This window comes from Lysinibacillus sp. NPDC093197 (assembly GCF_044754025.1).
GTDB lineage: Bacteria > Bacillota > Bacilli > Bacillales_A > Planococcaceae > Lysinibacillus.
In genome coordinates this window covers 130,357-151,958 of record NZ_JBIVOH010000010.1, presented here as the reverse complement: position 1 = coordinate 151,958, position 21,602 = coordinate 130,357, and the positions used below count along the sequence as shown (strand labels likewise).

General features: G+C 38.1%; 18 protein-coding genes. 17 read left to right on the top strand and 1 reads right to left on the bottom strand.

Annotated elements, in window-relative coordinates; all coding sequences use genetic code 11:
• Positions 1–16: 16 nt before the first annotated feature.
• The gene (locus ACIP9G_RS20885) at positions 17–457 is read right to left on the bottom strand and encodes a hypothetical protein (protein WP_401021940.1); all 441 of its coding nucleotides are present in this window, start codon (positions 455–457) and stop codon (positions 17–19) included.
• A 301-nt stretch (positions 458–758) separates the two neighbouring features.
• Here ACIP9G_RS20885 and ACIP9G_RS20880 point away from each other — a divergent pair, with 301 nt between their 5' ends.
• From ACIP9G_RS20880 to ACIP9G_RS20800, 17 genes are all read left to right on the top strand, one after another.
• Positions 759–2,480 (top strand): adenine deaminase C-terminal domain-containing protein, encoded by a 1,722-nt coding sequence (locus ACIP9G_RS20880; protein ID WP_340822218.1) that lies wholly within the window; start codon positions 759–761, stop codon positions 2,478–2,480.
• A gap of 85 nt (positions 2,481–2,565) precedes the next feature.
• Complete coding sequence (locus ACIP9G_RS20875) at positions 2,566–3,618, top strand: DUF3048 domain-containing protein (protein WP_401021937.1); 1,053 nt, start codon at positions 2,566–2,568, stop codon at positions 3,616–3,618.
• 16 nt (positions 3,619–3,634) lie between these two features.
• On the top strand, positions 3,635–3,955 hold the full coding sequence (locus ACIP9G_RS20870; protein ID WP_004225717.1) for a YerC/YecD family TrpR-related protein: 321 nt from the start codon (positions 3,635–3,637) through the stop codon (positions 3,953–3,955).
• Between the two features lie 108 nt (positions 3,956–4,063).
• Positions 4,064–4,753 (top strand): heptaprenylglyceryl phosphate synthase, encoded by a 690-nt coding sequence (pcrB, locus tag ACIP9G_RS20865; RefSeq protein WP_401021935.1) that lies wholly within the window; start codon positions 4,064–4,066, stop codon positions 4,751–4,753.
• A 31-nt stretch (positions 4,754–4,784) separates the two neighbouring features.
• The gene (gene pcrA / locus ACIP9G_RS20860; RefSeq protein WP_401021933.1) at positions 4,785–7,037 is read left to right on the top strand and encodes a DNA helicase PcrA; all 2,253 of its coding nucleotides are present in this window, start codon (positions 4,785–4,787) and stop codon (positions 7,035–7,037) included.
• A 14-nt stretch (positions 7,038–7,051) separates the two neighbouring features.
• The gene (gene ligA, locus ACIP9G_RS20855) at positions 7,052–9,049 is read left to right on the top strand and encodes an NAD-dependent DNA ligase LigA (RefSeq protein ID WP_401021932.1); all 1,998 of its coding nucleotides are present in this window, start codon (positions 7,052–7,054) and stop codon (positions 9,047–9,049) included.
• A gap of 107 nt (positions 9,050–9,156) precedes the next feature.
• Positions 9,157–10,293 carry a CamS family sex pheromone protein gene (locus ACIP9G_RS20850; RefSeq protein ID WP_340822225.1) on the top strand — a complete coding sequence of 379 codons (1,137 nt, stop codon included), beginning with the start codon at positions 9,157–9,159 and terminating at the stop codon, positions 10,291–10,293.
• A gap of 335 nt (positions 10,294–10,628) precedes the next feature.
• A complete protein-coding gene (gatC, locus tag ACIP9G_RS20845) occupies positions 10,629–10,916 on the top strand; it encodes an Asp-tRNA(Asn)/Glu-tRNA(Gln) amidotransferase subunit GatC (RefSeq protein WP_024364473.1) in 288 nt (95 codons plus the stop codon).
• A gap of 24 nt (positions 10,917–10,940) precedes the next feature.
• Positions 10,941–12,404 (top strand): Asp-tRNA(Asn)/Glu-tRNA(Gln) amidotransferase subunit GatA, encoded by a 1,464-nt coding sequence (gene gatA, locus ACIP9G_RS20840; protein WP_340822228.1) that lies wholly within the window; start codon positions 10,941–10,943, stop codon positions 12,402–12,404.
• Between the two features lies 1 nt (position 12,405).
• Entirely contained in the window at positions 12,406–13,833 is a 1,428-nt protein-coding gene (gene gatB / locus ACIP9G_RS20835) for an Asp-tRNA(Asn)/Glu-tRNA(Gln) amidotransferase subunit GatB (RefSeq protein ID WP_401021928.1), read from the top strand.
• Between the two features lie 168 nt (positions 13,834–14,001).
• Complete coding sequence (locus ACIP9G_RS20830; protein ID WP_401021925.1) at positions 14,002–14,562, top strand: thioredoxin family protein; 561 nt, start codon at positions 14,002–14,004, stop codon at positions 14,560–14,562.
• A 177-nt stretch (positions 14,563–14,739) separates the two neighbouring features.
• On the top strand, positions 14,740–15,654 hold the full coding sequence (locus tag ACIP9G_RS20825) for a diacylglycerol kinase (protein ID WP_340822233.1): 915 nt from the start codon (positions 14,740–14,742) through the stop codon (positions 15,652–15,654).
• Positions 15,655–16,009: 355 nt separating this feature from the next.
• Positions 16,010–17,356 (top strand): cytochrome ubiquinol oxidase subunit I, encoded by a 1,347-nt coding sequence (locus tag ACIP9G_RS20820; RefSeq protein ID WP_340822235.1) that lies wholly within the window; start codon positions 16,010–16,012, stop codon positions 17,354–17,356.
• A complete protein-coding gene (locus ACIP9G_RS20815; protein ID WP_340822237.1) occupies positions 17,353–18,378 on the top strand; it encodes a cytochrome d ubiquinol oxidase subunit II in 1,026 nt (341 codons plus the stop codon). Before ACIP9G_RS20820 ends, ACIP9G_RS20815 begins: the two co-directional genes overlap by 4 nt.
• Positions 18,379–18,390: 12 nt before the next feature.
• Positions 18,391–18,513 carry a cytochrome bd oxidase small subunit CydS family protein gene (gene cydS, locus ACIP9G_RS20810; RefSeq protein ID WP_340822240.1) on the top strand — a complete coding sequence of 41 codons (123 nt, stop codon included), beginning with the start codon at positions 18,391–18,393 and terminating at the stop codon, positions 18,511–18,513.
• 209 nt (positions 18,514–18,722) lie between these two features.
• Positions 18,723–20,087, top strand: a complete 1,365-nt coding sequence (gene rlmD, locus ACIP9G_RS20805; protein WP_401021922.1) for a 23S rRNA (uracil(1939)-C(5))-methyltransferase RlmD — start codon at positions 18,723–18,725, stop codon at positions 20,085–20,087.
• A gap of 539 nt (positions 20,088–20,626) precedes the next feature.
• A complete protein-coding gene (locus ACIP9G_RS20800) occupies positions 20,627–21,481 on the top strand; it encodes a malate synthase (protein ID WP_340822243.1) in 855 nt (284 codons plus the stop codon).
• Positions 21,482–21,602: the final 121 nt, after the last annotated feature.

Sequence of the window (21,602 nt, the reverse complement as noted above, 5' to 3'; positions counted from 1 at the left end):
GAGACGGCTTCTTTGACTAAGAAGGATTTTGTGCTTTATTTGTAGAATTTTTACTGTCTGAGGAATTTTGTGTTGAAGTGCTGGTGTCAGATGAATTAAAACTTGCTGTTAGTTCTGACGAATTTCCAGTAATAGCAGAGGAGAAATCCTTCATAAGTTTACTGATTTGTTCAGAAGACATAGAATTTTGTTCAGAAGACATAGAATTTTGTCCACTGAACATACTTTGCATAGAGGTGTTCATGGCATTTTCCACATTTGTGTTCAACATTGCCTTCGAAGGACAATATTTAAAAATACCTTCAGCCATTTTCATGGCTCCTAATGCAATCATAAGTCGTCCTTTCATACAGCTAGGATTTCTAGATACCTTAGCGATACCAAACGCCGTCATACTTGTCCCAAGGGCAAAGCGGCAAAAGGCATTTTTATCACTTAGATTTGCTTGTTGCATCATATAATTTCCTCCTTTAGTCATAGTGGAAAAAATAAAGCGGGGTGCACTTTGCTTTATGAAAGTGCTGTGTTACGATTGAAACAAGATGATTGCATAAAGCAGCATTATTTTATCGTCTTTTAGTAAAGAGGATATGTGGCACGGATTTTGAAAGGCGTCAAATAACGAGTCCTATTCAAAATGCGAATCATTACGCAAAAGGCGCAATGAAAACAAATAAGCGCTTATGCAATAGTAGTATGTGAATTCAAGTAGGATTTACACAATGAAATTTTACGCAAATTAGGAAGGAGCGATTTACATGGATCCAACATGGAGAATTTCGCAATTGCGTCAACATATAGCTGTCATAGATGGCAAAAAATCGCCTAATATTGTCTTGAAAAATGCGCGTTATTTACATAGCATGTTAAAGCAATGGGTGGTAGGAAACATTTGGATTTCAGAAGACCGTATTGTTTATGCAGGGGATAGAATGCCACCTTTAATAGAAGGCACAGAAATTGTTGATTGTACGAATAAAACGATTGTTCCAGGTTATATTGAACCTCATGTTCATCCGTTCCAGTTGTACCATCCACAGTCTTTTGCTGATTTTTGTGGGCAACTAGGTACTACCGCTTTTATCTCAGATAATTTAAGTTTTGTATTATCTTTAGAGAACAAGAAAGCGTTTTCAATATTAGATGAGTTAAAGAAGTTACCGTTCTCTTTTTATTGGTGGGCGCGGTTTGACTCACAGACTGAAATGGAACAGGAAGAAGAAATTTTTTCAAATACTTCTATTTTAGAATGGTTACAACGTGATGATGTATTGTTAGGTGGCGAGCTAACTGGTTGGCCAAAATTATTGCATGGTGATGATTTAATGTTATATCGCATGCAAATGGCTAAGGCGCATGGCAAAAAGATTGAAGGCCACTTCCCAGGTGCTTCAGAACGCACTTTAGCGCGTATGAAATTACTTGGTGCAGATGGCGACCATGAGGCGATGACGGTGGAAGAAGTAGAGCGACGGATTATGCAAGGTTTTGCAGTAACGCTTCGTCATTCTTCTATCCGCCCTGATTTACCGAATCTATTAAAAGGAATCGTAGAAAAACAACTACCTATTTTCGACCATCTAATGATGACAACTGATGGCTCAACGCCTTCATTCCATCAAGATGGCGTAATGGATAAATGTATTCAAGTCGCTTTAGATGCAGGTGTCTCACCAATAGATGCTTACCAAATGGCATCATATAATGTTGCGCGTTATTACAATATGTCAAACTTACATGGCTTTATTGCGACTGGTCGCTTTGCCTCTCTTAATATTTTGCAAGATGAATGGCATCCAGTTCCAGAAAGTGTACTGTCAAAAGGTGTTTGGTTAAAACGTGATGGCGAACGAGTGCATCGCTTTAATGCAATCGACTATAAAGCAATTCCATCATTTGAATTGGATTTTTCACTAACTTCCCATGACTTCCAATTTTCAATGCCTTTTGGGATTGAATTAGTAAATGATGTTATTACAAAACCTTATAATTCGTTAATCACAAGAGAAGGACAGCTTGCAAACCATGATGAAAGCTATTTAATGCTCATTAACCGAAGTGGAAACTGGCATGTTAATACGATGATTAAAGGATTTGCAACAAATGTTCAAGGCTTTGCATCGTCATATTCAAACACTGGGGATATTTTGCTTATCGGGAAAAATAAAGACGATATGCTTAAAGCGTTTGAAGAGATGAAGGCTATGCGTGGGGGTATTGTCCTTGTAGAAAAAGGAGAAGTTGTCGCATCCGTTCCGCTAGCAATTGGTGGTCTTCTATATCAAGGCGATGTGGAGGAGCTTACAGTAAAAGAGCTTGCCTTAAAGCAAGCATTAGCAGAACGTGGTTATCGTCTAGGCGACGCTATTTATACTTTACTATTTTTACAATCGACGCATTTACCGTATATTCGAATTACACCTAAAGGAATTTTCGATGTAATGAAGAATAAATTATTATTACCTGCAGTTATGCGTTAGGTGTAGTAGCACATTTTTTGTAGCGCCAGAGCAGCAGCATACACTTTTACATCGAGGCGGTATTGACTAAAGGAGAGTAATGCAAGTGTTGAAATCAAAGAAACTACTAGTTGGCCTAGCATTTAGCGCTTTGTTTATCGGCGGATGTTCTAAAGATACCTCTGAACCAGAAGAGGACGTAACTAAAATAGATGATGAACCAGCTATTGAAGAGCCTGTGAAGGAAGAAATAATTGTGGCCCCATTAACGGGAGAGGCTGTCAAAGAAGAAGTGACGCAGCGTCCAATTATTGTGACTGTTAACAATCATCCTGCTGCTCGTCCTCAATCAGGATTGGCAGCAGCAGATATTATTTACGAAATGCTAGCAGAAGGAAATGTCACTCGTTTCCTAGCAGTCTATCAAAGTGAATTACCAGAAAATATTGGACCGGTCCGAAGTGCTCGTTCTTATTTTATTGATATGGCGAAGGGCCTTGGTGCATTTTATGTAGCACACGGCTATAGTCCAGAGGCGAAAACGATGCTTAGCAATAATGTTGTTGATAATATTAATGGGATGAACTATGATGGCACACTATTTAAACGTTCTAACGATCGTGTAGCCCCACACAATTCCTATATAACTTCTGAAAATATATTAAATGGTGCTGAAAAAGTAGGCGCTTCAATGAATTACAGTGAAAAAGTGCGTCAGGCTTTTTATGAACCCGATGAACGTGGTAAAATAGGCGTTGAAACAAGTCAAGTTGACATTTACTATGGGAATAGTAATTCTTTCCACAACACCTATGTATATGATCATGAAACAAATCGTTATGGTCGACAATCGGCAGGCGTAGAAACAAAGGATATGTTGACAGGTGAAGCATTAACATTTGCAAATGTTTTATTTTTTGAAATGAAGCATCAAACAATTGATGATGTAGGTCGCCAAGATATTGATTTAACCTCTGGTGGAAATGCGTATGTATTTCAAAATGGTTATTTAAGAGAAGTAAAATGGGCTAATATCGATGGATTACCAACGGCTGTCGAAGAGACTGGTGAACTTGTGAAGCTAGTTCCAGGAAAGACATGGGTTCATTTCGTACCAGCTTCACCAGGGTTAGAAGCAATGGTGAAAACGCAGCCGTAAGAGGGAGGAAAACTGCATGCAAATCGAAAAAATTCGAGGGCATCAAACAGATCAGTTATTTAAAGCAGTATTAGAACTGAAGGACATTGAAGAATGCTATAAATTTTTTGATGATTTATGTACGATTAGTGAGATTCAATCGCTAGCACAACGATTTGAGGTAGCGCATTTATTACGTTTAAAGAAAACCTATGAATCCATTAAAAAGGAGACTGGGGCAAGTACAGCAACGATTTCTCGTGTACGTCGATGCTTTGATTATGGAAATGATACATATGATGAAATGTTAGGTCGTTTGTATCCAGATGAAAAGCCATTCCAAGCACCAAAAGAATAGTAGATAAGAGGCTGGGTAGAGTTTCTGCTCAGCTTTTTTATTTTTTTGTCGAGAGTCATAAGCTATACTTGTAAACGAGTAGATAGAAAATGATAGGTGGTAAAATAGATGGATTATTTACAGTGGAGACATGTGTTCAAGCTAGATCCAGCAAAGGATATATCGGATGAAGCATTAGAAAAAATTTGTGAATCTGGAACAGATGTCATTTTAGTTGGTGGAACAGATGGGGTAACATTAGATGGTGTTTTAGATTTACTTGTCCGCGTACGTCGCTTTGAAGTACCAATAGCGCTTGAAATTTCAACGATTGATTCAGTAACACCTGGCTATGACTATTATTTTATTCCAACGGTATTAAATAGTGATGACCCGAAATGGATTAAAAATTTGCATCATGAGGCGATTAAAGAATACGGAGACATTATGGTATGGGATGAGTTAGTCGCTGAAGGTTATTGTATTTTAAATCCAAATTGTAAAGTTGCAGAAGTAACACAAGCAAAGACAGATTTATCAGTGGATGATGTTGTTGCGTATGCGCGCATGGCTGAAAATTTCTTTAAGCTACCTGTATTTTATTTAGAATATAGCGGTGTATATGGCGACATTGAAATGGTACGTGCTGTGAAAAATGAATTGCAAAATACAAAGCTATTTTACGGTGGTGGCATAACTTCTACAAAGCAAGCCGCAGAAATGGCACAGTTTGCTGATACGGTCGTTGTAGGAAATATTATTTATGAAGATTTAAAAGCTGCACTTGCGACTGTTAAGGCCGTAAAAAATGCGATATAATTAGGAACAAACGTTTGTAAGGTGGTGCGAAATGGAGCATTTAACAAAAAACTTATTAGTAGGTATGAACCCTGAACAGGAAAAAGCAGTGAAAGCAACAGAAGGGCCATTACTAATTATGGCAGGTGCTGGTTCGGGAAAAACAAGAGTATTAACGCATCGTATTGCGTATTTAATCATAGAAAAAGAAGTATACCCTTCGAAGATTTTAGCCATTACGTTCACGAATAAAGCAGCTCGTGAAATGCGTGAGCGTATAGATGGTATTCTCGGAAATGGTACTGGCGACAGCATGTGGGTATCAACATTTCACTCGATGTGTGTACGCATTTTACGACGTAATATTGAGCAGCTTGGCATCTCGCGTAATTTCTCGATTTTAGATTCTACTGACCAACTTTCTGTCATAAAAAATGTCTTGAAGGATGAAAATATTGACCCTAAGCGTTTTGAACCTCGGGCAATCTTAAATGCAATCAGCTCAGCAAAAAACGAATGCATAACTGCCGATGAATATGCAGGGCAAATTAATGAACAAAATCCTTATGAAAAAACGGTTGCTCGTGTTTATAAAGGATATGAAAAAAGATTACGTCGCAATCAGTCACTTGATTTTGATGACTTGATTATGACGACGATTACATTATTTAAGCGAGTACCTGAAGTGCTTGAATTTTATCAAAATAAATTTCAATATATCCATGTTGATGAATACCAAGATACGAATAAATCCCAATACTTACTTGTGCAATTACTAGCGAAGAAATTTAAAAATATTTGCGTAGTAGGGGATTCGGATCAATCAATTTATCGCTGGCGTGGCGCAGATATTGGGAACATCCTGTCTTTTGAAAAGGATTATCCGAATGCGAAAGTCATTATGCTAGAGCAAAATTATCGCTCAACAAAACGCATCCTTCAAGCTGCAAATGACGTCATTCAAAATAACACAAGCCGTTACCCAAAAGAGCTGCGCACCGAAAATGCACATGGTGAAAAGATTGCTTTGTACAAAGCTTATAATGAGCAGGAAGAAGCACAGTTTGTCGTACAAACGATTCAACAGTTGATGGAAAAGGAAAATCGTTCATTTGATGACTTTGCCATTTTATATCGCACGAATGCACAGTCTCGTGTAATGGAGGAAGTGTTAGTTAAGTCTAATATGGCTTATCAAATTGTCGGTGGTACAAAGTTCTATGATCGTAAAGAAATAAAGGATTTATTAGCCTATTTGCGTCTCATTGCGAACAATGACGATGATTTATCGCTTGCGCGTATTATCAATGAACCGAAGCGTAGTATTGGTGCAACCTCATTCGAAAAAATGGCACGCTATGCAATCGATCAGGATCGCTCTATTTTTGATGCAATGAATGATCTTGTGTTTATGGGATTAACAGGGAAAGCCGCTGCTTCAGCAGAACATTTTTATGCGATGATTAAAGGCTTTACTGAAATGCAAAATTACTTGTCCGTAACAGAAATCGTAGAGCAAGTTATTGAGAAATCAGGCTATCGAGCGATGTTACAAAATGAAAAGAGCATTGAAGCGGAAAGTCGTTTAGAAAATATTGAAGAGTTTTTATCTGTGACAAAAGCGTTTGAAGAACGTAGCGAAGATAAGAGCTTAATTGCCTTCCTGACAGATTTAGCTTTAATTGCAGATATTGATGCGCTTGATAAGGAAGATGCATCTAAAGGCAATATCATTTTAATGACAATGCATGCTGCTAAAGGGTTAGAGTTCCCTATAGTTTTCATTATTGGCATGGAAGAAAATATTTTCCCACATTCTCGTTCTCTTGATGATAATGATGAAATGGAAGAGGAACGACGTCTCGCGTATGTCGGCATTACGCGTGCAGAGGAACGGTTGTATTTAACATGTGCGCAATCTCGAACGATTTTTGGTCGTTTAAGCTTTAACAATGCTTCCCGTTTCTTACGTGAAATTTCAGAGGATATTTTAGAATCCATCTCAAAAGGTGGTCCAAAGCCTGAAGTTCCATTTGGCTCAAGTAATCGTTCGGCAAGTGGTTATCAAAAGAGGACACTTGGCTCGCAACAGCATACACAACCAGCAACGGCACGCCTGCAAGCAACTGGAGGTGACCAATTTGGTTGGAAAGCTGGAGATAAAGCGATTCATAAAAAATGGGGAACAGGTATGGTTGTTAGCGTAAAAGGTGAGGGTGATAGTACAGAACTAGATATCGCTTTTCCACAACCAATTGGTATTAAGCGATTACTAGCGCAATTTGCACCTATTGAAAAAGCGTAAGCGGAGGAACTTAAATGAACGAAATTGAACAGCGCATAGCGGAGTTAAATAAATTATTGCATGAATATGGGCATGCGTATTACGTGCTAGATAATCCTCTTGTTGCAGATAGTGTATATGACCAACTATTACACGAACTCATTGCATTAGAAGAGGCAAATCCTTCACTAATTTACCCAGATTCACCGACACAGCGCGTCGGCGGTGCTGTCATAGAGGGATTTAAAAAAGTGACGCATGATTATCCGATGCTAAGTCTGTCCAACGCATTTAATGAAGCGGACTTGCGCGAGTTTGACCGTAAAATTCGTCAAGCAATCGGAGATCACTTTTCCTATGTATGCGAACTAAAAATAGATGGTCTAGCGATTTCTCTTAAATATGAGAATGGTGTTTTTGTCCAAGGAGCAACACGCGGTGATGGCGTTATTGGTGAGGATATTACAGCAAATTTAAGAACAATTCGTGCTGTGCCACTTCGATTAAAAGAACCAATTACGATTGAAGTGCGCGGTGAAGCATATATGCCTAAAAAGTCGTTTGAAAAATTAAATGCACAGCGCGCTGAAAATAGTGAAGAATTATTTGCAAACCCTCGAAATGCTGCTGCTGGTTCATTACGTCAATTAGATCCAAAAATTGCAGCAAGTCGTCAACTATCAACCTTCATTTATGCAATTGGAGGAGATGGTGAAGCGTACGGCATTGATGGGCATGGCGAGATGCTAGATTATTTGGAAGGGCTTGGATTCCCTTCAAATAAAGAACGTCAACGCTGTGCTTCGATTGAAGAGGTTTTGTCCTTTATTGAAACGTGGACAGAAAATCGCCCGAATTTAGCCTATGAAATAGATGGTATCGTAATCAAAGTCGATCGTTTTGCGCAGCAGGATGAACTTGGCTATACAGCAAAAAGTCCACGTTGGGCAATTGCCTACAAATTCCCTGCAGAAGAAGTTGTAACAACGTTGCTTGATATCGATTTAACAGTAGGTCGAACAGGCGTCGTGACACCAACGGCGATTTTAACACCTGTACAAGTAGCGGGAACTACTGTGCAACGAGCATCTTTACACAACGAAGATTTAATTCGTGATAAAGATATTCGAATTGGGGACACAGTCATTATCCGAAAAGCGGGCGACATTATCCCACAAGTAGTTGGTGTATTACTAGAGCAACGTCCAGAGGATTCCATTCCTTATGAAATGCCAGCAAATTGCCCTGTTTGCGATAGTGAGCTTATTCGAATTGAGGGAGAGGTTGCCCTGCGTTGTGTAAATCCAGCATGTTTTGCACAAATTGCTGAGAGCATTAAATACTTCGTTTCCCGTAACGCCATGAACATTGACGGACTTGGTGAAAAGGTTGTTGAGCAGCTGTTGCGTGCAGATTTAATTCATGATGTATCTGATTTATATCAGTTAACAGTAGAGCAGTTAGTCGAGCTAGAACGTATGGGCGAAAAATCAGCTACAAACCTAGTGAATGCTATTCAAGCATCGAAGGACAATTCAATGGAACGTCTACTCATTGGTTTAGGGATACGACATGTTGGCGAGAAGGCGGCAAAGATTGTCTCAGAGCAATTTGAGACGATGGAAGCGGTAATGGCTGCAACTGAGGAGCAGCTTATAGCAATTCATGAAATTGGCGATAAAATGGCATCTTCCCTCGTTGAGTATTTTGCCAATGAAGATGCACGTGCTGTTATTCAGCGTCTTGCTGAGGCTGGTGTCAATATGACCTATAAAGGCAAAAAGGTAGAGGTAGTCGTAGGTGACAATCCATTTGCAGGCAAGACAATCGTGCTAACTGGTAAACTTGAGCAATTGACACGGAACGATGCAAAGGCGAAAATAGAAGAGTTAGGTGGAATTGTCACAGGAAGTGTCAGTAAAAAAACGGATCTTGTTATTGCAGGTTCGGATGCAGGGTCTAAACTGACAAAGGCAGAACAATTAGGTATTGAAGTTTGGAATGAAGACGACCTAATTGAGCAACTAACTTAAACAATACGTAAAAGATATAGCACTGGCAGATGTTTGCTCTTAAATGAGAGCGGTATAGAAAATTTGTCAAAGGTGAATCTGATAATTAGTAAAGGGGTACTAAAATAATGAAGTCATTTCGACTCATTCCAGCAATTGTAGCTGCTGCAATGCTAGTCGGCTGTGTGCCTTCGAATAAGAAGGAGACAGAGCTTACACAGGAAACGCAACAGGAAAAAGCGGAAACAACGATTATTCCTAGTCTACAGATTGATGAATCTTTCTATAAAACACTAATACCATATAAAGAAAGTGCAAGCCGTGGGTTAGTCGTTTCGAATATTTACACGAAGTATGATATGAAGGAAGTAGAAACAGGATTAATGCGTCTTTCTCAAAATGAGTTTGACACTGAAAATTATTACTTCCAAGAAGGCCAATATTTAGCTGAAAGCACTGTAAGCTCTTGGCTAGCACGTAGTTCACAAACGGAGGATGGTTTAAATCCTCCAACAACAGATGCTATGACACCAGAAGAACGTGCAACAAAAGCACCTATTTATTTATCTCATATTGTTGAGCAAAATTATTTAAAGAAAACGGATGATAATAAGGTGAAATTAGCTGGTATTTCAATAGGGCTATCTTTAAATTCTATCTATTATTATCAAAAAGAAAAATATGGTGAGTATTACGAGGAGCCTATTCCTGAGTCTGCTCTTGTTGAGCAAGGCAAAAAAATGGCGGCTGAAATTGTTTCCCGTATGCGTACACGTGATGAATTAAAAGATGTACCGATAGTCGTTGGGTTGTTTAAACAGCAGGCTCGCAATGAAATTATTCCAGGTACGTATTTTACTTATGGTGTTGCAAAAGAGGGGCAAAATGATATTGGCGATTGGCAACCTCTTGACGAAGAATATGTGATGTTCCCAACAGATGATACACATGATACTTATCGAGATGTTAGTAATAACTTCAAAAACTTCAAACAAGATGTCGATAAATATTTTTCTAACTATACAAGTGTTATTGGCACAGGCTTCTATCAAAATAAAAAAATACAAAAGCTAACAATTGAAATTCCAATTCAATTTTTCGGCACTGCTGAAATTATAGGCTTTACACAATATTTAACGGGCGCCCTAATTAATCAATTTGATAATATAAATGTCGAAGTGAGCATTACTTCAATTAATGGTCCAGAGGCTTTAATTATGAAAGAAGCGAATGATAAAGACCCGTATGTACACGTTTATGAGTAAAAAATAGTCAGCCTTGTGCTGGCTATTTTTATGTATAATCGCACTTAAATCCAATAAGTGTTCGTTTAATAGAATTTGGACAATGTACATCATACGTAAGTAATGGTTCGTAAAGCTTTTCTGAAATCCAGATCAGTTAACAATTATAGCTACGTTCAACAAAAGAAGACATCTTTGGACAACACTTTGTTATAGTAGTGAAAGTTTCTGTATTTTTGGTGAAAGTTGTGATTTTTAATAGGAAAAATGTTATGATTATTGGCATGGTTAACTTTATTCAACCCTATTGTTATCAACAAAAACAATGAATTGGATCGTATTCGGAGGTGTAAAAAATGGCAAAATTAACAAAAGAAGAAGTTAAGCACGTTGCGAATTTAGCACGTCTTGCAATTACAGAAGAAGAAGCGGAAAAATTTGCTGAGCAACTTGGGAAAATTACTGACTTTGCAGAGCAACTAAACGAGTTAGATACTACAAATGTTGAACCAACAACACACGTTTTACCATTGGTAAACGTAATGCGTGAAGATGTGGCAACAAAAGGTCTAGACCGTGATGTAATGATGTTAAACGTGAAAGAACAAGAAGATGGTCAAGTAAAAGTACCAGCTATCATGTAATACTAAAAAATAGGAGGATTCCTCATGACGTTATTTGAACGTTCAGCAAAGGAGCTACAAGCTGAAATTAAAGCTGGTAACCTAACAATCGCTGACTTAACAAAAGAAGCATATGAACGCGTAACAAAGCTTGACGGCGATGTACAAGCATTCCTTGCTTCAAACGAAGAAAAAGCAACTGCACAAGCAGCTGAAATGGACAAAGTGCCATTTGAAGAACGTGGACCACTTTTTGGTCTTCCTATTGGTGTAAAAGACAATATCGTAACAGAGGGCTTAGAAACAACTTGTGCTTCTAAAATCCTTGAAGGATTTATGCCAATTTACGATGCGACAGTCGTTAATAAGCTACGCGAAGCTGGCATGATTACAATCGGTAAATTGAACATGGACGAGTTTGCAATGGGTTCTTCAAATGAAAACTCATTCTATAAAACAACAAAAAATCCATGGAACTTAAATCACGTACCAGGTGGTTCTTCAGGTGCATCTGCGGCAGCAGTAGCAGCAGGCGAAGTATCATTCTCACTTGGTTCAGATACAGGTGGTTCAATCCGTCAACCAGCAGCATATTGCGGTGTCGTAGGGATGAAACCTACATACGGTCGTGTATCTCGATTTGGACTTGTGGCATTCGCTTCTTCGTTAGATCAAATCGGACCAATTACACGTAATGTTGAAGACAATGCGCTTTTACTAGAAGCTATTTCAGGATTAGACACTAATGATTCAACATCAGCAAATGTAGAAGTACCAAACTTCGCAGCAGCACTGACTGGCGATGTAAAAGGTTTACGTATTGCTGTACCAAAGGAATTTTTAGGTGAAGGTGTTGGCGAAGCGGCACGTCAATCAGTACTTGATGCACTAGAAGTACTAAAAGGCTTAGGTGCGACAGTAGAAGAAGTATCACTTCCTCATTCTAAATATGCACTTGCAGCGTACTATATCCTTTCTTCTTCTGAAGCGTCATCAAACCTTTCTCGTTTTGATGGTATCCGTTACGGTTTCCGCGCAGAAAACGTTAATAACCTAATGGACCTTTACAAAGAAACACGTGCACAAGGCTTTGGTGATGAAGTAAAACGTCGTATCATGCTAGGAACTTATTCACTTAGCGCTGGTACTTACGACGCTTATTACAAAAAAGCACAGCAAGCACGTACACTTATTAAAGCAGACTACGACAAAGTATTCGAAGACTTTGATGTAATCATTGGACCTACGGCACCAACGCCAGCATTTAAAATTGGTGAAAATGTTGATGACCCAATGACGATGTATGCCAACGATATTTTAACAATTCCTATGAACTTAGCGGGCGTGCCAGCAATTTCAATTCCATGTGGCTTTGAAAACGGTCTACCACTAGGCTTGCAAATCATTGGTAAATACTTCGATGAAGCAACAATTTACCGTGTAGCGCATGCGTTCGAGCAAGCTACTGCGTTCCATAAAGAAGTTCCTCAAATTTGGGAGGGAAAATAACATGAACTTTGAAACAGTCATTGGTTTAGAAGTACACGTTGAGTTAAAAACAAACTCAAAAATCTTCTCGCCAGCGCCAGCTCACTTCGGTGCTGAACCAAATACAAATACAACAGTAATCGACCTAGGTTATCCTGGTGTCCTTCCTGTCTTAAATAAAAATGTTGTAGATTTCGCAATGCGTGCAGCTCTTGCACTAAACATGGAAATCGAGCAAGAAACAAAATTTGACCGTAAAAACTACTTCTATCCGGATAATCCGAAAGCATATCAAATTTCACAATTCGATAAGCCAATTGGTAAAAACGGTTGGATTGATATTGAAGTAGATGGTTACACAAAACGTATCGGTATTACGCGCCTTCATATGGAAGAAGATGCTGGTAAACTATCTCATGCTGGTGACCATTCATTAGTGGACTTTAACCGTCAAGGTACACCGCTTGTAGAAATCGTTTCTGAGCCAGATCTTCGCACAGCAAATGAAGCGTATGCTTACCTTGAAAAATTGAAATCAATTATTCAATATACAGATGTTTCAGACTGTAAAATGGAAGAAGGTTCACTACGCTGTGATGCCAACATTTCAATTCGCCCATATGGCCGAGAAGAATTTGGTACAAAAACAGAGCTTAAAAACCTTAACTCATTTAACTACGTACGTCGTGGTATTGAGCACGAAGAGTTACGTCAAGCGGACGTATTACTGTCAGGTGGCGTGATTGATCAAGAAACGCGTCGCTTTGACGAAAAAACAGGTAAAACTATTTTAATGCGTGTTAAAGAAGGAACAGATGATTATCGTTACTTCCCAGAGCCAGATTTAGTGCGTCTGTCAATCGATGATGAGTGGTTAGAGCGCGTAAAATCAGAGATTCCAGAACTTCCAGATGCTCGTAAAAAACGTTATGTTGAAGAATTAGGATTAACACCTTATGACGCTGGCGTTCTTGTTATTTCTAAAGAAATTTCTGATTTCTTTGAAGCGATGATAGCTGAAGGAGCAGATGCAAAACTTTCTGCAAACTGGTTGATGGGTGATGTTTCTGCATATTTAAATGCTGAACAAAAAGATCTTAAAGATACTGCGTTAACTCCAGAAAACCTAGCAGGCATGGTGAAATTGATTACAGACGGTACAATTTCTTCTAAAATCGGTAAAAAAGTATTTACTGAGTTAGTCGAAAACGGTGGTTCAGCTAATGACATCGTGAAGGCAAAAGGATTAGTTCAAATTTCTGATGAGGGTGCATTATTAGCAATCGTAACAGAAGTATTAGATAACAATGCACAATCGATCGAAGACTTCAAAAATGGTAAGGATCGTGCAATTGGCTTCTTAGTTGGACAAATTATGAAAGCTACAAAAGGCCAAGCGAACCCACCAATGGTCAACAAATTATTACAACAAGAAATTGCAAAACGCTAATTTTTTTGATATTTCGATGAGTCAAGAGAGTGTATTCACTTTCTTGGCTTTTTAAATGTAAAAATTGTACATACTAACAAATCGTAACACTAAATAGTTGTCTAAAAAGAGTATTCATAGCAAAATATAGAATAGAACAAACACTTCATTTAAAAAGGGGATAAGTATATGAAAACTGAACAACAATATTTTGAAGAAGCCATTTCAATTCAACAATATATGGAAAACATGACAACGCTTAAAGAAGATAGCTTCCGTATTTATGATGGCTTTGAAGTGCCAATGAACGATGGTTTTGTCGCTTTATTAAAAGACAAGCAACCTAAAATTTTAACAATTACTGAAGATTGGTGCGGAGATGCGATGTTAAATAATCCAATTATTCGCCGTGTTGCAGAGGCAGCTGGATTAGATATGCGCACCGTTTTACGCGATGCAGATACAGATTTAATCGACCGTTACTTAACAAACGGTGGCCGTGCAATTCCTATGTATATTTTACTTAATGAATCAGGTCAAGTTATCGGTAAATGGGGACCACGTGCGCCTGAGTTACAGGATATTGTTGTGAAGAAAAGAGCTACATTACCAGACAAAGAAGATCCAACTTTTGAGGAAGCACAAAAAGCACTTTACACTGAAATACGTGAAGATAATATTACGAACAAAGCAAATTGGACATATGTATACGAAGATTTCAAAAAACATGTAACAGCAGCATTACAATAATGGAGCAATTGGCTTAGTCAAAGGTGTAACGTACAATACGCGCTCGTACGGGCGTATTGAAAGCATATGGTGTAATTTGTTTTGCAAGGCGTAGAACTTCGCATTAATCATCAGTGCAACATTTCAATGGTTTATTCGTTGAAAGTATTAGAATCTTATGAAGCAGGAAGGTATGTTATGAAACGAGCAAGAATCATTTATAATCCTACATCTGGGCGAGAAGCGTTTAAAAAGCATTTACCAGAAGTATTGGAGAAACTAGAGGTAGCAGGCTATGAGACATCATGTCACGCAACGACTTGTGAAGGCGATGCTATAGAAGCAGCAAAAAACGCAGTAGAACGTGGTTTTGATATTATCATAGCAGTTGGTGGAGATGGGACGTTAAATGAGGTTGTTTCTGGTGTCGGGCAATTTGAAAAACGTCCGAAGATTGGCTTAATTCCAATGGGGACAACGAATGATTTTGCACGTGCCGTCCATATTCCACGAAATATTGATGAAGCCGTTGATATTATTATTAAAGGCGATACCTTACCAGTAGATGTTGGATTGTTAAATGGAGAACGCTATTTCATCAATATCGCTGCTGGGGGACGTATTACTGAGCTAACGTACGAAGTGCCAAGCAAAATGAAAACAATGCTAGGGCAGTTAGCTTACTATTTAAAAGCGGTTGAAATGATTCCATCTATTAAGGCATCACATATGCGTATTGAATATGATGGTGAAGTATTTGATGGAGATGCAATGATGTTTTTATGTGGCTTAACGAACTCTGTTGGCGGCTTTGAAAAGCTTGCACCAGATGCGAGCATAAACGACGGTTACTTTACATTATTAGTATTGAAAAAAGTGAGCCTTCCAGAATTTATTCAACTTGCGGCAATGGCGTTACGAGGCGAACATTTAAAGGATGATCGTGTTATTTATAAAAAGGCAAGTGTTGTGAAAGTTACGACGGAAAACGAAGTGCATTTAAATCTAGATGGCGAATATGGTGGAGATGCACCTGCAACATTTGAAAACTTGAAGCGCCATATTGAAATTTTTGTACCGATTGAAGATATTCGGGAGGAAGATCGGATTTAAATTAATCTTATGGAACAATGACAAATAAGTGTAAATAATTTTGTAAATTTACACTTATTTGTTTGTAATCCCCTCATAAATTGGGGTTGTGAACGAATTAAGAAAAATGTTTGGCGAATATGCGTATATTAAATGAACAAAATTTGAAACCTTTATAATAGGCCGAAGTTTCGGTCCATTATAAAGGTTTTTTTCGTTGAAATAGTGGAAAATATGGGTATGGATAAGGGAAAGGAAGTGGTGCAATTTGTATAAGTCACAGGAAAGAAAGCTTATTTGGTTAAGCTTCGGTGTTGCAATTATCATGCTACTTTCCATACTGGGAAGAATATTTGGTAGTTAGGAGGGTAATGAGATGATTAATGAATCAGCAGTCTTTTGGAGTCGTGCATTAACGGAGCTTACGTTATCGTTCCATATCATTTATGCAACGATTGGTGTCGGCGTGCCGTTAATGATTATGATTGCGCAGTGGACTGGATACAAAAAGAATGACGAGCATTATATTTTAATGGCACGACGTTGGGCACGAGGTTTCGTCATTACCGTTGCTGTAGGGGTCGTTACAGGTACAGCTATCGGATTACAATTATCTTTACTATGGCCGAATTTTATGCAACTCGCAGGGCAAACTATAGCATTACCACTCTTTATGGAAACCTTTGCATTCTTCTTTGAGGCCATTTTCTTAGGTATCTACTTATACACTTGGGATCGTTTCGATAGTCAGAAAAAACATATGCTCCTTCTAATTCCTGTTGCTTTAGGTGCATCAATGTCTGCAGTTTTTATAACAATCGTGAATGCCTTTATGAACGCACCACAAGGCTTTGACATAGTGGACGGTCAGCTCGTTAATATTCAACCATTTCTAGCAATGTTTAACCCAGCTATGCCAACTAAAGTAGCGCACGTGCTTGTTACAGCCTACATGACATCAGCATTTGTGTTGGCGGCAATTGCAGGCTACCGTATGCTTAAAGGCTCAGACCATATTTATCATAAAAAATCATTATTTTTATTAATGAAGATTGGTCTGGTGACATCAATTTCAGCTGCAATAATAGGTGACTTCTCAGGCAAATACTTAGCGGAATACCAACCAGAAAAATTAGCTGCGGCTGAATGGCATTTTGAAACAACAGATAAAGCATCACTTATTTTATTCGGTGTGCTAGATGGCGAGGAAGTAAAGTATGCCATTAAAGTACCTTATGCATTAAGTATACTAGCAGCTAATAATCCAAATGCAGAAGTGATAGGCTTAGACCAATTTGCGGAGGAAGACCGACCACCGCTTTATATTCACTATCTGTTTAATACGATGGTCTTTATCGGTATGTTCATGGCATTAGTTTCTTTAGTTTATGTAGTAGGGAAATTACGTCGTTGGCGGTTTATTCATTCGCGGTTGTTTAGATGGATTATTGTTGCAGGTGCACCACTGTCAATAATAGCGATTGAATCAGGCTGGTGGCTTGCCGAAGTTGGACGTCAACCGTGGATATTATACGGTATTATGCGAACACCAGAGGGCGCAACAACGAGCGATCATGTGGATTTAATGATGCTGTTATTCTCAGGTGTTTATGCGGTACTTGGAGTAGGTAGTACCGTTGTATTAATTCGCATGTTTAAAAAGAATCCAATTGAGCGTGAAATTGAAGATCGGAATATAGAAAAAGGCGGTGACATCATATGACATTAGAGATATTAGGAATTTCAGTATTGTGGATTTTCCTTTTTGGTTATGTGATGGTCGCATCCATTGATTTTGGTGCAGGCTTTTTCAATGCTTACAGTCTCCTTATTGGGAAAAACCATATTATAACGAATATTATTAAACGATATTTATCGCCTGTATGGGAAGTAACGAATGTCTTTTTAGTGTTTTTCTTTGTTGGGATTGTAGGATTTTTCCCTCAAACGGCATTTTACTATGGAACAATTTTGCTTGTGCCGGTTAGTATTTCATTAGTGTTACTTGCGATTCGTGGCTCGTACTATGCATTTGAATCGTATGGCGCACGAGGACATGTTGGTTATTCTCTGACATATGGCTTAACAGGTTTACTTATACCAGCCTCATTATCTGTAGTATTTGCTATTGCAGGTGGCGGCTATGTGGATATGGTGGAAGGGCAACCAGTATTAAATTATTGGACACTATATACGAGTACATTTGCTTGGAGTATTGTCGTATTAAGCATAGCAGCTGTTCTTTATATATCCGCAGTATTTTTAACGTGGTATGCACATAAAGCAACAGATGTAGAGGCAACAAATTTAATGCGAAAATATGCATTAATTTGGGCAGCACCATTAATGATTAGTGCACTGGGGATTATGTATGAAATGAAATCCATTAACCCTGAAAGCTATCAGCATATGGTCAACTTATGGTGGATGTTTGCTATTTCCGCAGTATTATTTATTATTACTGTCATATTGTTATGGATGCGAAAAAATTATGGGCTTGCTGTAGGACTATTAATCGCTCAGTTCGCAGTAGCGTTTTTTGCTTACGGTATCGCGCAATATCCATATTTACTGTATCCATATTTAACGATTTATGATAGCTTTACAAACACACAAATGGCCATTGCATTAGTTATCGTATTTGTTTTAGGATTATGCCTGCTTCTACCTTCACTATATTTATTGCTGAAACTATTTTTATTCAACAAAAATTATGTGACAGGGAAAGAAGACCATCATGCATAGGAGGTTATAGCGATGGAAAAATTTTTAATGTTTTATGCACCATTTATTGTCGTCATTCTCGGGATAATTGTGATGTTCTGGTGGGCACCAAAAGATGATTATGTAACGAAAAATAATGAAAAGAGTCGCGAATAGCGACTCTTTTTTAGCACTGTCTGGGCTAAGGTAACTATCAATTGAAGATACGCTAAGGAAAACGGGGAGCTCGTTCACATTGCGAGTCGTGGTCGCTCCAGGTCATTATTTTTTAGCACAGCTAGAATAGCGTGATAAATTCATGCCTTGTTCTTTTTTCCTCCGCTATCACATGCTACAATAAGAAGATTGAAATGGAGGATGTACGAATGTCAGCACCCGTAAAAAAGAATGACCAACTCACAGTTTATATAGAAGATTTAACACATGATGGCAATGGTGTCGCAAAAGTTGATGGCTATCCATTATTTATTCAAGGTGCATTACCGAATGAAACAGCAGAAATTCATGTTTTAAAAACGTTAAAAAATTATGGATTTGCAAAAGTGATAGAAATAATTCAACCTTCACCTGATCGAGTAGATGCACCTTGCGATTATTTTAAGCAATGCGGTGGCTGTCAGTTACAGCACTTATCGTACGAGGGGCAGTTAAAGTGGAAGGAAAATATGGTGCGGAATGTTATGCAACGCTTAGGCAAAATTGACGCACCCGTTTTACCAGTGAAGGGGATGGAGGAGCCTTGGCAATATCGCAATAAAGCCCAAATTCCATTTTCTACAAATGACGCGGGACAAGTCATTGCTGGTTTCTACAAAACAAAATCGCATACAATTGTCGATATGGACCGCTGTTTAATCCAAACAGGCGAAGCGGACGCAATTCTTTCGGGATTAAAAAAGGAATTAACGGCAATCGGTATTCAACCTTATAATGAAGCATCACATGAAGGGATGCTGCGTCACGTCGTTATCCGAACTGCACGTGCAACTGGTGAGGTTATGGTCGTACTCGTTACGAAAAAGAAAAAATTCCCGCAAAAAGAAGCGGCTGTAGCGAGCATATTAAAGCTATTGCCAAACGTTACATCTATCATGCAAAACATCAATAGCGATAAAACAAACGTTATTTTTGGTGATGAAACGATCAACCTTTGGGGCAATGATGTAATCATTGATTCTATCGGTGATGTGCGCTTCGAAATTTCGGCACGCTCGTTCTACCAAGTAAATCCTCAGCAAACGGAAGTGCTATACAAGCAAGCGCTAGACTATGCTGATTTACAAGGTCATGAACGTGTCATTGATGCCTACTGTGGCATCGGTACAATTTCATTATTCCTCGCTCAAAAAGCGAAGGCAGTAATGGGTGTCGAAATCGTCCCACAAGCCATTGAAGATGCAAAACGCAATGCAGAGCTTAACGGCTTTACAAATACGTTCTTTGAGGCAGGTCCAGCAGAGGAAGTGATTCCACGCTGGTATAAGGAAGGCAAAGAAGCAGATGTCCTTGTTGTAGACCCACCACGTAAAGGATGCGATGAAGCACTTTTACAAACAATTTTAGAGCAACGCCCAAAACGAGTTGTTTATGTATCATGTAACCCAGCTACACTCGCACGTGACCTTCGCATATTGGAAGATGGCGGATACAAAACGCAGGAAATTCAACCTGTCGATATGTTCCCGCACTCCACGCATTGTGAAGCAGTTGCATGGTTGGAGTTAGCTTAATATATGGGGTACACATATAATTCTTAATAATACGGATTATAATTTTAAAAGTAGAAAAGTTCCATACAGACCCTGATTTTGCAAATAACTTTTGCGAAATGGGGGTCTTTTTATATGGAACTTAATTGGAAAATATCATTGATTTATTTCATGAAGATATCCTATGCTTATCACAGGAAATTAGTTGCTTTTTATAGGGGCTTTCCATAAGTTTCATGACTTTTTATAAGGGGTCTTATTTTATGAGGGTTTAGAGAGTAATTTTTTATTTTACCTCATAATAAAATATGGTGTCAATAATAAATTTGTGATTTTTTAAAAAAATGTTATAATAGTCTTATAGTTGTTTTTTTCAAATCGTATTTCGAATTCCGCTGACCTTTTTTGCAGATAGAATTCGGATACGTTTTTTTTATATCCTTTACCTTAAGACAAAGGAAAAAATTTAAAACAGTTATTTAAGCTTTTAAGATAATAGGTCTAATTAATTTACTATCTAATAGTAACCGCGTTTTTATTCCAAAAGGAGGATTAGAATAATGAATCTAATCAATAAAAAAGTTACACATAAGCGTTTTGGCATGGGTAGTATAGTTAAACATAATGAGTCTATTATTGAAATACATTTTGCGTCGGAAAATAAAATGTTTGTTTTCCCTGATGTATTTGGAAAGTACCTAAAACTACATGATAAAAGTGATGCTCATTTAATCGAAAAAATAATACAAATAAAGGAAATGGAAAGAAAAGAGGAAGAAAGGAAGAAGGAAGAAGAAAAAAAACTACAGCGAAAAAACCTGAAACTTCGATTAGAACACGAAAAACTTATGAAACATCATAAACTCCATCCTGAATCACAAATGGTTTTTAGATGTGACATAGAAGAACAAAATAGTTCTGTTTCAGAGTGGAAGGTTTTTTCAGGCGCAATAAAAAGTGGTAATAACAAGGGGAAGCCAAACAAACCTATCCGCATGCACCAAAATAGCGCTGTCCTGTTAACAGCACTAGATCCTGGCATGCCTGAAAAAGACAGACGTATCATAGGTGTCTATATGGTGAATGAAGATTTTATCGGTAAGCTGTGTGAAGATGGAAATATTCCTGCCCATTCAAAATACAAACTCCAACTTTCAGAACAGGAATCGAATCAATTACTTTTATGGAAGTATTATACAGATAAAAAATCCCCTGACAAAATGACATGGAATTCAGGTAAATACCGTTATTTTGATAATGTATGGATGGCTCAAATTTTACTTGATATCGTTTCGTTGAAGAGTGAACCAACAGAACAAGAGCTAGCACAACGATTTTTTAAACATTTTTGTAAAATGAATCAAATAACAGATCATGATTTACCAAAGCCTAATGGCGCATTAATGCGTATTTAGACTTTAGCCTAAAGATAAGAATGACAGGACACTGACATAATCTTCTAGCTATCACTAATGCCGAACAGTGCTTTGCTCTGTTTGCTAATTAACATGTGGAGTTCATATAATTATTTAGCAA

Excerpts from the sequence above, each read along its gene's own strand:
- ACIP9G_RS20870 (WP_004225717.1), top strand. The coding sequence starts at position 3,635 with ATGCAAATCGAAAAAATTCGAGGGCATCAAACAGATCAGTTATTTAAA.
- cydS (WP_340822240.1), top strand. The coding sequence starts at position 18,391 with ATGGAAAAATTTTTAATGTTTTATGCACCATTTATTGTCGTCATTCTC.
- ACIP9G_RS20820 (WP_340822235.1), top strand. The coding sequence starts at position 16,010 with ATGATTAATGAATCAGCAGTCTTTTGGAGTCGTGCATTAACGGAGCTT.
- ACIP9G_RS20800 (WP_340822243.1), top strand. The coding sequence starts at position 20,627 with ATGAATCTAATCAATAAAAAAGTTACACATAAGCGTTTTGGCATGGGT.
- pcrA (WP_401021933.1), top strand. The coding sequence starts at position 4,785 with ATGGAGCATTTAACAAAAAACTTATTAGTAGGTATGAACCCTGAACAG.
- rlmD (WP_401021922.1), top strand. The coding sequence starts at position 18,723 with ATGTCAGCACCCGTAAAAAAGAATGACCAACTCACAGTTTATATAGAA.
- ACIP9G_RS20830 (WP_401021925.1), top strand. The coding sequence starts at position 14,002 with ATGAAAACTGAACAACAATATTTTGAAGAAGCCATTTCAATTCAACAA.
- ACIP9G_RS20825 (WP_340822233.1), top strand. The coding sequence starts at position 14,740 with ATGAAACGAGCAAGAATCATTTATAATCCTACATCTGGGCGAGAAGCG.
- pcrB (WP_401021935.1), top strand. The coding sequence starts at position 4,064 with ATGGATTATTTACAGTGGAGACATGTGTTCAAGCTAGATCCAGCAAAG.
- ACIP9G_RS20885 (WP_401021940.1), bottom strand. The coding sequence starts at position 457 with ATGATGCAACAAGCAAATCTAAGTGATAAAAATGCCTTTTGCCGCTTT.
- gatA (WP_340822228.1), top strand. The coding sequence starts at position 10,941 with ATGACGTTATTTGAACGTTCAGCAAAGGAGCTACAAGCTGAAATTAAA.
- gatC (WP_024364473.1), top strand. The coding sequence starts at position 10,629 with ATGGCAAAATTAACAAAAGAAGAAGTTAAGCACGTTGCGAATTTAGCA.
- ACIP9G_RS20850 (WP_340822225.1), top strand. The coding sequence starts at position 9,157 with ATGAAGTCATTTCGACTCATTCCAGCAATTGTAGCTGCTGCAATGCTA.
- ACIP9G_RS20880 (WP_340822218.1), top strand. The coding sequence starts at position 759 with ATGGATCCAACATGGAGAATTTCGCAATTGCGTCAACATATAGCTGTC.
- ligA (WP_401021932.1), top strand. The coding sequence starts at position 7,052 with ATGAACGAAATTGAACAGCGCATAGCGGAGTTAAATAAATTATTGCAT.
- ACIP9G_RS20815 (WP_340822237.1), top strand. The coding sequence starts at position 17,353 with ATGACATTAGAGATATTAGGAATTTCAGTATTGTGGATTTTCCTTTTT.
- gatB (WP_401021928.1), top strand. The coding sequence starts at position 12,406 with ATGAACTTTGAAACAGTCATTGGTTTAGAAGTACACGTTGAGTTAAAA.